We start from the raw sequence: 12,576 nt of genomic DNA, 5'->3' as shown, positions 1-12,576 counted from the left end.
CCGTTTTGTATCAGGATAAAATCCTTGTCCGCCAGCTCGGCCTTCAGCCCTATGAAGCTATCTCTCAGGCCATGCATAACTTTACCGATATGCGCGATGAAAACAGCCATGATGAAATCTGGTTGGTTGAGCATTACCCGGTGTTTACCCAGGGCCAGGCCGGTAAAGCGGAACATATATTGATGCCTGGCGATATTCCCGTTGTGCAGAGCGATCGTGGAGGACAGGTGACCTATCATGGTCCGGGCCAACAGGTAATGTACGTTTTACTTAACCTGAAACGACGTAAACTGGGCGTGCGTGATTTAGTCACCCTACTTGAACAGACCGTGGTGAATACGCTGGCTGAAATGGGTATTGAGGCGCATCCGCGCGCCGATGCGCCGGGCGTCTACGTGGGTGAAAAGAAAATCTGCTCGCTGGGTTTACGTATCCGTCGCGGCTGCTCATTCCACGGTTTAGCGCTAAACGTTAACATGGATCTTTCTCCTTTCCTGCGTATCAACCCGTGTGGTTATGCCGGCATGGAAATGGCTAAAATAACGCAGTGGAAGGAAGACGCTACCACGGATAATATTGCGCCCCGCTTGCTGGCGAATATTTTAGCTCTGCTAAATAATCCACCGTATGAATATATTGCTGCTTAATGCGTAAAATATAATGGCCCAAGAAATTTATGGGTCATTAATCATATATGATTTGAATGCTTTACTTCTCCCCCCGCTTTCTATATTTTCGTTATATCCCTGCTGTAGCCGCCAGGCGGCATGGCCTCTTCAGTCCTCATGATGAGGAATTTTCCGTGAACAAAATCCCGGCCTTGCTGTTACTTATCTTATTGAAATGACTAAAAATAGATTCATAAGAGTAATTTTAAAACCAACTCATAAATGCAAAATATACTATTTCATCTATTATTCATAATGCAAATGAATTCGGAGCCAGAGCGTGAGTGATAATAATCAGGCAGAAAGACAACCGGCCGATCAACACCTACAAGACAAACCGCAAATTTTCAGAACACTGAGAAATATTGACCTCAATCTGTTGACGATTTTTGAGGCCGTATATGTCCATAAAGGGATCGTCAATGCAGCGAAAATCCTTAACCTGACGCCGTCAGCCATCAGCCAGTCCATTCAAAAATTACGGACTATATTTCCCGATCCGCTGTTTATTCGCAAAGGCCAGGGCGTAACGCCCACGACGTATGCTACGCATCTGCACGAATACATCAGCCAGGGGCTGGAATCTATTCTTGGCGCCCTGGATCTTACGGGCAGCTATGATAAGCAACGCACCATTACAATTGGCACGACGCCTTCGGTCGGCGCGCTAGTGATGCCGATTATTTACCAGGCCATCAGGCCGCGTTATCCTCAGCTTTTGCTGCGCAACATTCCGGTAGACGATGCCGAAAGCCAGCTTAGTCAGTTTCAGACCGATCTCATTATCAATACCCATAGCTATAACAACCGGAGCATCCAGCATCACGTCCTGTTTAGCGATACGCTTGAGATTGTCTGCCGCCAGCATCACCCGTGTCTGGCGAACGCCATTACTGAAGAGAGACTGAACAGCGCGGATCACACCTTTCTGATGCTGGAGGGACAACATCTTTCCCTCCTGCGCCAGCGACTGCAGGAGACATTTCCCGATCAGCAAATCAGTTTTAGCAGCTACAATATTTTTACCATTGCCTCGCTGATCGCCAGCAGCGATCTGCTGGGACTGATGCCCACCCGCTTCTACGACTTATTTAGCCGTTGCTGGCCGCTTGAACGCCTTCCCTACGCGCCGGTGAATAGTGAACAGGTCGAGTTCTCGCTGCATTACAATAAACTGAGTCTGCGCGATCCGGTGCTGGAGAACGTCATTGATATCATCCGTGAGGCGTTCTGACAAAAATGTTGCATTCAGGTCACGGAAGATATGGGCAAACAGCACAAAACAACAACTATTTTACATTTTGCCGGGCTGTCAGGCTGCTTTATGGCCCTTATCAATGATATACTGCGTGTCACAAATTCAAAAATAGTTGATAAATACAACTTTCCCTTGAATTGAAACGCTTTCCTTCGTTATTCGCAACTGGAACACGCACGCTATGAGTAAACCCATTGTGATGGAACGCGGTGTAAAATACCGCGATGCCGATAAGATGGCTCTTATCCCGGTTAAAAATGTGGTCACAGAGCGCGACGCTCTACTACGTAAACCGGAATGGATGAAAATAAAACTTCCGGCGGATTCTACCCGTATCCAGGGCATCAAAGCCGCAATGCGCAAAAATGGCCTGCATTCTGTCTGCGAGGAAGCGTCTTGCCCAAACCTGGCTGAATGTTTCAACCACGGTACCGCTACGTTTATGATCCTTGGCGCCATTTGCACTCGCCGCTGTCCGTTCTGTGATGTCGCCCATGGCCGCCCCGTTGCGCCGGATGCGGAAGAGCCGCAGAAACTGGCGCAAACGATCGCCGACATGGCGCTACGCTATGTGGTCATCACCTCTGTCGACCGTGACGATCTGCGTGACGGCGGCGCCCAGCATTTTGCTGACTGCATCACCGCCATCCGTGCCAAAAGCCCGGAGATAAAAATAGAGACCCTGGTGCCAGACTTCCGTGGACGTATGGATCGCGCGCTGGATATCCTTAACGCGACGCCGCCGGATGTGTTTAACCACAACCTGGAAAACGTGCCGCGTATCTACCGCCAGGTTCGTCCGGGCGCCGATTACAACTGGTCGCTGAAATTACTGGAACGCTTCAAAGAAGCGCACCCGGAAATTCCGACAAAATCGGGTCTGATGGTGGGCTTAGGCGAAACCAATGCGGAAATCATTGAGGTTATGCGCGACTTACGCCGTCACGGCGTTACCATGCTGACGCTTGGTCAGTATCTACAGCCAAGCCGCCATCACCTGCCGGTACAGCGTTATGTCAGCCCGGAAGAGTTTGACGAGATGAAAGCGGAAGCCCTGGCGATGGGCTTTACCCATGCCGCCTGTGGCCCCTTTGTACGTTCTTCGTACCATGCTGATCTCCAGGCCAAAGGCATGGAAGTGAAATGATCGTGTAATAGACGCTTACATTTCAGGCAAAAAAAACCGGCAACTTGCCGGTTTTTTTACTCTGCGGAGCAAGCGCATTGCGCTATTACTCTTTATGCGAGAGTTTTTCAGCCTGAACGCTACCGTCGACGTCTTTCTTAACGCCCGCGTCTTCATCGTTCATTGCTTTCTTGAATCCTTTAATCGCCGTGCCCAGGTCTCCGCCCAGCGTACGTAACTTCTTGGTACCAAACAGCAGAACAACCAGTGCGGCAACCACCAGCAGTTTGGTAATACTAATCTCACCCATAGATACCTTCTTCACTAAAAACAGGCTGCGTAACGCGCCGGATTAACCTGAGAATATTAACGGTCTTTCGACGCGCGCACACAATAGCAATCTGTAACAAGGTGAATCAAGCTTTGCGTAAAAAAACATCATAATAATTGCGGTGGCGCAAATCGTCGTTGCTGCAAAAGAGGAAGTTGCTCCCGCACCTGGTCTATTCGTTTTCTGAATATTTCCGCGACGATCAGCGCCGGACGATCGGCTGCCGCGGCTATCGTTACCCCCAACGGATCGATAATACGACTTTGACCAATATTACGATTACCACACTCCCCGGCCGCAATCATATAGCAGGTGGTATCCAGCGCTCTCGCCGCCAGCAGCGTCGACCACTGCTGCTCTTTCAACGGGCCGCGAACCCAGCCCGTCGGCAGCGCCAATACGTCAGCCCCCTGTAAAGCCAGCGCCAGAGCCATGTCAGGAAAGCGCAGGTCATAACAGGTCATGAGCCCCACCTTAACCCCCTCCACGTCCAGCACAGGCGCGATAACGGTTCCGGCATCAATACGTTGGGACTCTTGCATCGAAAACGCATCATAGAGATGCAGCTTCGCGTAACGCGCGACAATGTGACCCGCCCGTAGCGCCACCAGCATATTAACCGCCCGTCCAGGCGTTGACGGGACAAGGATAGTGAATATCGTCGTCATATTATTATGAGCGCTTTCTTCCTGAAGCCGCGTCATAAACGCGCCATCCAGCGGCTGCGCGGCGCGAATCGGCAGGTCAAGGTCGATGTCATCTCGCGCTAATATCCCCTCCGGCAGCACCAGAAGCGATACGCCGCGGTCCGCCGCCTGAGCCATTAACGAAACGCAAACTTGCGCATTCTTTTCCCATACAGAACTCACCACAAACTGCCCGGCTGCAACGAACATATCCCCTCCCACACCTCTGTCAGGACTCGCCAATTATGCGTGTTCGGCGTTACACTCCTCCTGTATAGCAATTAAATAAAGGATTCGGCAGTGTTACAGCTTCTTTTAGCAGTTTTTATCGGCGGTGGAACGGGGAGCGTAGCCCGGTGGATGCTAAGTATGCGTTTTAATCCGCTTCATCAGGCGATTCCCATCGGTACGCTAACAGCAAATTTGCTTGGCGCGTTTATTATCGGCATGGGGTTCGCCTGGTTTAACCGCATGACACATATCGATCCGATGTGGAAAGTGCTCATTACGACCGGCTTTTGCGGCGGCCTGACGACCTTTTCTACTTTTTCTGCTGAAGTGGTATTCTTGCTGCAAGAGGGGCGCTTTGGCTGGGCGCTGCTGAATGTGCTGATTAACCTGTTGGGTTCGTTTGCCATGACGGCGCTGGCATTCTGGCTATTTTCCGCCGCAGCGGCGCGTTAAGCGCAAAAAAAACCCACCGAAAGGGCGGGTTTTGAAATCTTGCTGTCGGACGTATGCTTACAGAGCAGTTACGTTTGCAGCGGAAGGGCCTTTGGCACCGTTAGTGATTTCGAACTCTACGCGCTGACCTTCAGCCAGAGTTTTAAAACCATTGGTCTGGATTGCAGAGAAGTGTACGAACACGTCTTTGCTGCCATCTTCCGGAGTAATGAAACCGAATCCTTTGGATTCATTAAACCACTTAACGTTACCTTTAATCTTAGACATCAAAATTACCTTTACATGAAAAATAGACACAAATGCTGTGTCGGATACCAGTACAACAATTGTGATGCATTTTGTCCAGTCGAACTTTGCGAAAAAGTGATAAATATCGCGTTAATTTTTAGCTAACTCTAGCTACCTATTGTTTTTTAAGACTTTTTAATTCACAACTGAAGCATGCCCTTCCCCATCAAAACTGGAAACGCATCCAGGCGAAATAGACGTTTCCATTGTTATACGAACCCGGAATGTAGGTCATCTGAAAGGTAGCGGGACCATAGCCTATCGACACTAAAGGCAACAGCACAGGGATGGGAATATAATTCCAGTTGTCGCGCGCGGTAACGCCTGCGGTAAAGCCCAGTCCCAGACGAAAATTATCGTCTTCCAGCGGTCGCCAGGTTTTTTCCCAGCCATAACCGCCTATGGGTTCCCATTTGTTAAATGAATCTTTAAAGGCCATCATATAGAGGCCATGCCAGTTGCCTTTATCGTCCCAGCGCGACTGACCAAAACCAACGCCCCACGGCCGCTCGTTATAGCGATCCGTTTTCTCTTTATCGTAGGCAAAGCGCGCATGCCAGGTAATGGCGGGGACATACAAATCATAATGCTCAGGCTGTCGCCACGTTTCTGCGACGTTATCGGTAAACGTGTTAAACCACCCTTTATCCGCCGCAGAGACTGAAGGAATAGCCAGCCATGGCATAACAAGGAGAACAATAATAAGAAAATACTTTCTGATAATCATCACAACAGCCATACCGTTCAAAAATTCGACTGTGATAATAACAACATTAACCTGAATAAAATCTTAACAAACTATAAACAGAGAATAATCTGAGAGAGTATCGGGTTAACGGCGTTTGATTTAGCACTCAGAATCGTCGCGCGCTCCTTAATAAGCTTTCACAAAAAACACAAAACAAAGCACAACAAATAAAACAATAAAATAACAATAAATTAATACTTATAGCGCTACAGAAAATTCGTATAAGCATATTTCATCTTTAGCGATGACATGAAAAAATAACCGCGCCGTGATTTTAATCAGTAAGGCGCCATCCTTTATTCGGTACATTTTTATACCACTTTTGTGGCTCTTTATTTTTACTCTGGGTGTCGATAAGACAGGGGAAACAATGCTAACAGTTATAGAGCTCCTTATCGGAGTCGTCGTTATTGTGGGTGTAGCGCGCTACATCATTAAGGGATATTCCGCCACTGGCGTTTTATTTGTCGGCGGTCTGGTTCTGCTTATTATCAGCGCGCTGATGGGGCATAAGGTATTACCTGCCAGCGAAACCAGTACCGGCTATACCGCAACAGATATTGTTGAATACATCAAAATTTTGCTTATGAGTCGCGGCGGCGATCTTGGCATGATGATCATGATGCTGTGCGGCTTTGCCGCCTATATGACGCATATCGGCGCGAATGATATGGTCGTGAAGCTGGCGTCGAAACCTTTACAGTACATAAACTCGCCCTACCTGTTGATGATTGCCGCCTATTTTGTCGCCTGCCTGATGTCGCTGGCCGTCTCTTCCGCGACGGGGCTTGGCGTACTGCTCATGGCTACTCTCTTCCCGGTGATGGTCAACGTCGGCATTAGCCGCGGCGCGGCGGCGGCTATTTGCGCCTCTCCGGCCGCCATCATCCTCTCGCCAACGTCTGGCGATGTGGTTTTAGCCGCAAAAGCGGCGGAGATGCCGTTAATCGATTTTGCGTTCAAAACCACGCTGCCGATTTCCATCGCCGCCATTATCGGTATGGCGATTGCGCACTTTTTCTGGCAACGCTATCTGGATAAAAAAGAGAACATTTCACATGAGATGCTGGACGTGGCGGAGATTACCACCACGGCCCCGGCGTTTTATGCCCTTTTGCCGTTCACGCCCATTATCGGCGTACTGATTTTTGACGGTAAATGGGGGCCGCAGTTGCACATTATTACCATTCTGGTGATCTGTATGCTGCTGGCCGCCGTGCTGGAATTCGTGCGCGGCTTCAACACGCAAAATGTGTTTTCCGGCCTGGAAGTGGCTTATCGCGGCATGGCGGATGCGTTTGCCGGCGTTGTGATGCTGCTGGTCGCGGCGGGCGTTTTCGCCCAGGGGCTGAGCACCATTGGCTTTATCCAAAGTCTGATCTCGATTGCCACTTCTTTTGGCTCCGCCAGCATTATTCTGATGCTGGTCTTAGTGATTTTAACCATGCTGGCCGCGATGACCACCGGTTCAGGCAATGCGCCTTTTTACGCCTTTGTTGAGATGATCCCTAAACTGGCGCACTCCTCCGGTATCAACCCAGCCTATTTATCCATCCCAATGCTGCAAGCCTCAAACCTGGGGCGCACGATTTCGCCGGTCTCCGGCGTCGTGGTCGCTGTCGCCGGGATGGCTAAAATATCACCGTTTGAAGTGGTGAAGCGCACGTCCGTTCCAGTCATCGTCGGTCTGTTGATCGTCATTATCGCCACGGAAATTATGGTGCCAGGCGCCTCTTCCGCCGTTACCGGCGGCTGATAGCCGGTAAGCCGGGGCGAGGGAAAACATCGCCCCGGCATCTTAAACCAGGCTTAGCCGCCGTGGTAAATACGCTGCGGCCTGCCCACTTTGCCATGAATAATCTCTGCGACAATCAGGTGCTGACTCGCGCAATATTCCAGGTAGCGTCGGGATGTGGTGCGGCTTATCGTTAAGGCCTGCGCGACCGTTTCAGCCGTGTGGCGTACGGTTGGATCGGCAAACAACTTCATCACCGCATTAAGGGTTAAGGCATCAATACCTGTCGGCAAATCCCCTTTCGGTTCGCCGCGCGCATAGGCGTTGAACATTTCATCTATCTGCTTCTGGCTTGCGCTATCCACGCTCGCCAGCATACGTCTGCGCTGTTGATAACGGGTCAGCGTCTGCCCTAAACGTTCATAAGCAATAGGTTTAACCAGATAATCAAACGCGCCGCTACGTACCGCTTCCGCTACCGTCTCCATGTCACTGGCGGCGGTCGTAAACACGACGCCGCCAGGATAGCGCGACTGCATTAATTCATGCAGCAGCGTAATCCCCTTCCCATCCGGCAGATAATTATCCAACAGAATTAATCCAGGTTTGAACCGGTCAATCATCATTCTCGCCTGCGCCAGATTGCCCGCCAGCCATATCTGCTTAAAGCCAGGAATATGGCGGATATATTCTGCGTGCATCTCCGCCAGCAGCGTTTCATCCTCAACGATCAATAGGGTTAATGGTTCTGTCATCGTTTTTTTTCACTTTCGGAAGGAATAAAGAAAATAAGGTGCCACAAGGATCATTGTCTTCCAGTGTAATGACCCCGCCACAGCGCCCCACATAACTTGCAATCAGATATAACCCGATACCATGCTCACCGGGTTCGTCGGTTCGGGTACTTACGCCCTGTTCAAAAATTTTTTCCCGCAGCGCTTCAGGAACGCCGCAGCCCTGGTCGGCGACCTCTATCACCACCTCGTCGCCCTCGTCGCTCAGGAAAAGTTCGATGGTATTGTCGCCTTCTTGTGTACGCAAACTCGCTTCAAACGCGTTATCCAGCAGATTACCGACGATGGCGGCGAACTCCGTACTATCCAGCCCCTCCGGCAGTTGATGTAGCTGGCTGCCGGGAACAATCACCATCTTGAGCCCCAGTTCACGCGCGCGCTGAACTTTGCCAAACAGCAAACCGGCCACCTGACGATCGGCGAAGGCGCCGCGTAAACTATCAATAAGTTGCTGCTGCGCCTGCGACTCACCCTGCACCATCTCTCTGACCCGATCATACTCTTTCATTTGCAGCAGGCCGTTCAGAGTCGACATCCAGTTCAGGTGCTCATGGCGTAGCGTGCGCAGGCTCTCAACATACTGTTTAATCTGGGTTAGCTGCGCGTTCAACGTCGCGATTTCATCTTTGCTGCGAAAACTAATAATAGCGCCCAGCAGCTCTTCGCCGGAACGGATAGCCTCACGATTGGCGATGACGCTCAGGCCATTGAAGTTGGTCACCACATCCTGGCGTCTTTCTGCGATCTGGCAGGTAAAAAAGTCTGCCGGATTGACGACTTCCGCTATCAGCTTGCCCAGCCACTGACGCCCCGGCGACGGCAGCCCCAACATTTTTCTCGCATTGCGGTTAATCGCGGTGATATGTCCCTCCGGATCAACGGCGATCAGACCTTCATAAACCGAGCTAAACAACGCCTCCTGCTGGCGTACCACGCGCGCAATCTGTTTCGGCTCCATGCCCAGCATTTGTCGGCGGATATGCGCGGCGAAAAACCAGGAAAGCAGCATTAATACCAACAGCAACAGGACAAAAACCCCCGCCATCGGTAATAAGAAGTCCAGCCGCCAGGAGTCGATTTTACTGACCAGATAGCCAATTGAAACAACGCCGATCACGTTGCCTTCGTTGTCAAAGATAGGCGTTTTGGCGCGCATCGCCATCCCTATTGAGCCCTTACCAGTAATGAAATAACTTTCTCCTCTTTCCAACGCGCCGGGTTTCGTAAACTGCATGGGATAGCCAATTTTTTCCGGATTCGGATGGTAAAGCCGGATCGAGTGGCGATCGCCTATCACCACATAGTCAAAATCCGTCCCGCGCTGCAGTTTATTCGCAATTATCGCCAGGCGTTTATAGTCCCGGTTTTTTACGGCGGCGATAATGCTGTCGTTAGAAGCAATAATTTTTGCCTGATTCATCGCCATGTCACGAACATGGGACGCCAGATAATCTTCGAAACTGGCAGACAAATATTGTGCTAATGCCGCCACGATGAAAACAGAAACCACCAGAATGAGCAGAAAAATACGCAACGGAAACGCGAGTTGCCGAAAAAAAGGAAACAGCTTTTTATTTTTCTGATAGGGCATTAAGGTTCCTTATGGGCATTTCGCTGCGGATTTAACGCAAATGTAATAAAAATGTTTTAAGTAACTTGAAGCATATAAAAACCGATCGTTACAGATTCCCCACATTAAATCAATTAAACAACTAAAAACCACCGCCTGAATGGCGATTAAATTAATTAAAAAACTTAAAACCATAAAACACTTAAAAACCATCTAACGCTTTGTGAAATAAATCAAAATTTACCACCAAAATACTCCTTACGATGTATACGCCAGAGAGAAAAATAAATAACTCGTAATAAAAAAACTCCCACTCTGACTGAAAAGAAAAAGTTATCAAGTTGCAACACAGCGCAACATATACAGAAAAGTGGCAACAAGCATATCACCAGGATATTTCTTACTATGTTTGGCAATAATGTATTCACCCGGGTAAAACGCTCTGAAAATAAAAAAATGGCGGAGATCGCTCACTTTCTCAAAGAGAATGATTTAAGCGTCGATACCACTGTAGAGGTGTTTATTACCGTCACCCGTCATGACCGACTTATTGCCTGCGGCGGTATCGCCGGAAATATCATTAAATGCGTGGCCATTAGCGAATCAGTACGCGGCGAAGGCTTAGCGTTAACGCTGGCAACGGAATTGATTAATCTCGCCTGGGAACGACACTGCACCCATCTTTTTATTTATACAAAAACGGAATACGAAGCGCTGTTTAAACAGTGCAGCTTTTCGACGATAGCCAGCGTCCCTGGCGTGATGGTCTTAATGGAAAATAGCGCGACCCGGTTGAAACGGTATGCGGAATCGCTGGCGACATTGCGTCATGAGGGAAAGAAAATTGGCTGTATTGTGATGAACGCCAATCCTTTCACGCACGGCCATCGCTATCTGATCCAACAGGCGGCTGCGCAGTGCGACTGGCTGCATCTGTTCCTGGTCAAAGAAGATACATCACGCTTTCCCTATGAAGACCGACTCGATCTGGTCCTTAAAGGGACTACCGATATCCCGCGCTTAACCGTTCACCGCGGCTCCGAATACATTATTTCTCGTGCGACGTTCCCCTGCTATTTCATTAAAGAGCAGAGCGTTATTAATCACTGTTATACCGAAATCGACCTGAAGATTTTCCGCCAGTACCTGGCGCCCGCGCTTGGCATCACACACCGCTTTGTCGGTACGGAGCCGTTTTGCACCGTTACCGCCCAGTACAACCTTGATATGCGTTTCTGGCTGGAGACGCCAACGCTTCCCGCCCCACCCATTACGCTGGTGGAAATAGAGCGTCTTTGCTTCCAGGAAACGCCGATATCCGCCTCCTGGGTACGCAAGCTGCTGGTTAAACACGATCTCACGGCTATCGCGCCGCTGGTTCCCGACGCCACCCTGCGCTATTTGCAGGGTATGGTCGAACGCCATCCGGGCAGCGCGGCAGCCCGTCAAAAGTCCCCCGTATTAGCAACAGGTGAAAAATGAAAATAAACCAGCTAGCCGTCGCAGGCACGCTTGAGTCCGGCGATGTGATGATACGCATTGCGCCGCTCGATACGCAGGATATTGACCTGCAAATCAACAGTAGCGTTGAAAAACAGTTTGGCGAGGCCATTCGCGCCACCATCCTGGAGGTGCTTTCTCGCTACGACGTGCGCGGCGTACAACTGAACGTCGATGATAAAGGCGCTCTGGACTGCATTTTGCGCGCCCGACTGGAAACGCTACTGGCGCGCGCCAGCGGTATTGCCGCTCTGCCCTGGGAGGATCGCCAATGATTTCCGCTTCTCTGCAACAACGTAAAACCCGCACCCGCCGCAGTATGTTATTCGTACCGGGCGCCAACGCGGCGATGGTGAGCAATTCGTTTATCTACCCGGCCGACGCGCTGATGTTCGACCTGGAAGACTCCGTTGCATTACGCGAAAAAGACGCGGCGCGCCGTCTGGTATATCACGCGCTGCAACACCCGCTTTACCGTGACGTCGAAACCATCGTCCGCGTGAATGCACTGGACTCCGAATGGGGCGTCAACGATCTGGAAGCGGTCGTGCGCGGCGGCGCGGACGTGGTGCGTTTACCGAAAACCGACACCGCGCAGGACGTCATTGATATCGAAAACGAAATTCTGCGCATTGAAAACGCCTGCGGTCGCGAACCGGGCAGTACCGGCCTGTTAGCCGCCGTGGAATCGCCGCTGGGTATTACCCGCGCGGTAGAAATCGCCCACGCCTCTGAACGGTTGATCGGGATTGCGCTGGGCGCGGAAGACTATGTTCGCAACCTGCGCACCGAACGCTCTCCGGAAGGCACCGAACTGCTGTTCGCCCGGTGCGCCATTTTGCAGGCCGCGCGTTCCGCTGGCATTCAGGCCTTCGATACCGTCTATTCCGACGCCAACAACGAAGCCGGTTTCCTGCAAGAATCCGCCCACATTAAACAGTTGGGCTTTGACGGTAAGTCACTGATCAACCCCCGCCAGATCGAACTGCTGCACAACCTTTATGCGCCGACGCGTAAAGAGGTCGCCCATGCGCGTCTGGTCGTTGAAGCCGCAGAAGCCGCCGCCCGCGAAGGTCTCGGCGTCGTTTCCCTTAACGGCAAGATGGTCGACAGCCCGGTGATTGAACGCGCCCGTCTGGTGCTCTCCCGTGCAGAACTTTCCGGTATTCGCGAAGAATAAGGCAAAAA

The 12,576-nt window shown here is 50.7% G+C and carries 14 protein-coding genes; 8 read left to right on the top strand and 6 right to left on the bottom strand.

Going from position 1 to position 12,576, the window contains the following annotated elements; genetic code table 11:
- The first annotated feature begins 5 nt into the window (after positions 1 to 5).
- The 3 genes from lipB (at position 6) to lipA (ending at position 3,073) form a co-directional block, all read left to right on the top strand.
- Entirely contained in the window at positions 6 to 647 is a 642-nt protein-coding gene (gene lipB, locus ACLJR2_RS11055; RefSeq protein WP_000284016.1) for a lipoyl(octanoyl) transferase LipB, read from the top strand.
- Between the two features lie 301 nt (positions 648 to 948).
- Positions 949 to 1,902 carry a YbeF family transcriptional regulator gene (locus tag ACLJR2_RS11050; RefSeq protein ID WP_001282817.1) on the top strand — a complete coding sequence of 318 codons (954 nt, stop codon included), beginning with the start codon at positions 949 to 951 and terminating at the stop codon, positions 1,900 to 1,902.
- A gap of 205 nt (positions 1,903 to 2,107) precedes the next feature.
- Complete coding sequence (gene lipA, locus ACLJR2_RS11045; RefSeq protein ID WP_000042640.1) at positions 2,108 to 3,073, top strand: lipoyl synthase; 966 nt, start codon at positions 2,108 to 2,110, stop codon at positions 3,071 to 3,073.
- Between the two features lie 85 nt (positions 3,074 to 3,158).
- Here the strand turns inward: lipA and tatE are convergent, their stop codons facing one another.
- Positions 3,159 to 3,362 carry a twin-arginine translocase subunit TatE gene (tatE, locus tag ACLJR2_RS11040; RefSeq protein ID WP_000503938.1) on the bottom strand — a complete coding sequence of 68 codons (204 nt, stop codon included), beginning with the start codon at positions 3,360 to 3,362 and terminating at the stop codon, positions 3,159 to 3,161.
- A gap of 128 nt (positions 3,363 to 3,490) precedes the next feature.
- The gene (locus ACLJR2_RS11035; protein ID WP_000495788.1) at positions 3,491 to 4,279 is read right to left on the bottom strand and encodes a deaminated glutathione amidase; all 789 of its coding nucleotides are present in this window, start codon (positions 4,277 to 4,279) and stop codon (positions 3,491 to 3,493) included.
- Positions 4,280 to 4,369: 90 nt separating this feature from the next.
- Between ACLJR2_RS11035 and crcB the strand changes: the two genes are divergently transcribed.
- Positions 4,370 to 4,753, top strand: a complete 384-nt coding sequence (crcB, locus tag ACLJR2_RS11030) for a fluoride efflux transporter CrcB (RefSeq protein ID WP_000939753.1) — start codon at positions 4,370 to 4,372, stop codon at positions 4,751 to 4,753.
- A 57-nt stretch (positions 4,754 to 4,810) separates the two neighbouring features.
- Here the strand turns inward: crcB and cspE are convergent, their stop codons facing one another.
- Positions 4,811 to 5,020 carry a transcription antiterminator/RNA stability regulator CspE gene (cspE, locus tag ACLJR2_RS11025; RefSeq protein ID WP_000034826.1) on the bottom strand — a complete coding sequence of 70 codons (210 nt, stop codon included), beginning with the start codon at positions 5,018 to 5,020 and terminating at the stop codon, positions 4,811 to 4,813.
- A 187-nt stretch (positions 5,021 to 5,207) separates the two neighbouring features.
- Positions 5,208 to 5,780 (bottom strand): lipid IV(A) palmitoyltransferase PagP, encoded by a 573-nt coding sequence (gene pagP, locus ACLJR2_RS11020; protein ID WP_015632833.1) that lies wholly within the window; start codon positions 5,778 to 5,780, stop codon positions 5,208 to 5,210.
- Between the two features lie 379 nt (positions 5,781 to 6,159).
- Here pagP and dcuC point away from each other — a divergent pair, with 379 nt between their 5' ends.
- Positions 6,160 to 7,545: an anaerobic C4-dicarboxylate transporter DcuC gene (dcuC, locus tag ACLJR2_RS11015; RefSeq protein WP_000958619.1), complete on the top strand. Its 1,386-nt coding sequence runs from the start codon at positions 6,160 to 6,162 to the stop codon at positions 7,543 to 7,545.
- A 53-nt stretch (positions 7,546 to 7,598) separates the two neighbouring features.
- On the opposite strand, the gene dpiA is transcribed toward dcuC, so the two are convergent.
- Both dpiA and dpiB read right to left on the bottom strand, forming a co-directional pair.
- Entirely contained in the window at positions 7,599 to 8,279 is a 681-nt protein-coding gene (dpiA, locus tag ACLJR2_RS11010) for a two-component response regulator DpiA (protein ID WP_000138781.1), read from the bottom strand.
- The gene (gene dpiB, locus ACLJR2_RS11005) at positions 8,248 to 9,909 is read right to left on the bottom strand and encodes a sensor histidine kinase DpiB (protein ID WP_001146826.1); all 1,662 of its coding nucleotides are present in this window, start codon (positions 9,907 to 9,909) and stop codon (positions 8,248 to 8,250) included. Before dpiB ends, dpiA begins: the two co-directional genes overlap by 32 nt.
- A 384-nt stretch (positions 9,910 to 10,293) precedes the next feature.
- On the opposite strand from dpiB, the gene citC reads away from it, so the two are divergent.
- Genes citC through citE form a run of 3 tightly spaced genes read left to right on the top strand, consistent with a single transcriptional unit; the run spans position 10,294 to position 12,568 of the window.
- Positions 10,294 to 11,370: a [citrate (pro-3S)-lyase] ligase gene (gene citC / locus ACLJR2_RS11000; RefSeq protein WP_000467878.1), complete on the top strand. Its 1,077-nt coding sequence runs from the start codon at positions 10,294 to 10,296 to the stop codon at positions 11,368 to 11,370.
- Positions 11,367 to 11,663, top strand: a complete 297-nt coding sequence (gene citD, locus ACLJR2_RS10995; RefSeq protein WP_000700679.1) for a citrate lyase acyl carrier protein — start codon at positions 11,367 to 11,369, stop codon at positions 11,661 to 11,663. The genes citC and citD overlap by 4 nt, the downstream gene beginning before the upstream one ends.
- Entirely contained in the window at positions 11,660 to 12,568 is a 909-nt protein-coding gene (citE, locus tag ACLJR2_RS10990) for a citrate (pro-3S)-lyase subunit beta (protein ID WP_000622345.1), read from the top strand. Before citD ends, citE begins: the two co-directional genes overlap by 4 nt.
- Positions 12,569 to 12,576: the final 8 nt, after the last annotated feature.

It is taken from the genome of Salmonella sp. SAL03688 (assembly GCF_046551895.1).
Classification (GTDB): Bacteria; Pseudomonadota; Gammaproteobacteria; order Enterobacterales; family Enterobacteriaceae; genus Salmonella; species Salmonella enterica.
The sequence above is the reverse complement of the archived record's forward strand: the minus strand, read 5'-3'. Positions and strand labels throughout refer to the sequence as shown.

Coding starts and splice junctions, on each gene's coding strand:
- lipA (WP_000042640.1), top strand. CDS start 2,108: ATGAGTAAACCCATTGTGATGGAACGCGGTGTAAAATACCGCGATGCC.
- tatE (WP_000503938.1), bottom strand. CDS start 3,362: ATGGGTGAGATTAGTATTACCAAACTGCTGGTGGTTGCCGCACTGGTT.
- ACLJR2_RS11035 (WP_000495788.1), bottom strand. CDS start 4,279: ATGTTCGTTGCAGCCGGGCAGTTTGTGGTGAGTTCTGTATGGGAAAAG.
- cspE (WP_000034826.1), bottom strand. CDS start 5,020: ATGTCTAAGATTAAAGGTAACGTTAAGTGGTTTAATGAATCCAAAGGA.
- pagP (WP_015632833.1), bottom strand. CDS start 5,780: ATGGCTGTTGTGATGATTATCAGAAAGTATTTTCTTATTATTGTTCTC.
- dcuC (WP_000958619.1), top strand. CDS start 6,160: ATGCTAACAGTTATAGAGCTCCTTATCGGAGTCGTCGTTATTGTGGGT.
- dpiA (WP_000138781.1), bottom strand. CDS start 8,279: ATGACAGAACCATTAACCCTATTGATCGTTGAGGATGAAACGCTGCTG.
- dpiB (WP_001146826.1), bottom strand. CDS start 9,909: ATGCCCTATCAGAAAAATAAAAAGCTGTTTCCTTTTTTTCGGCAACTC.
- citC (WP_000467878.1), top strand. CDS start 10,294: ATGTTTGGCAATAATGTATTCACCCGGGTAAAACGCTCTGAAAATAAA.
- citD (WP_000700679.1), top strand. CDS start 11,367: ATGAAAATAAACCAGCTAGCCGTCGCAGGCACGCTTGAGTCCGGCGAT.
- citE (WP_000622345.1), top strand. CDS start 11,660: ATGATTTCCGCTTCTCTGCAACAACGTAAAACCCGCACCCGCCGCAGT.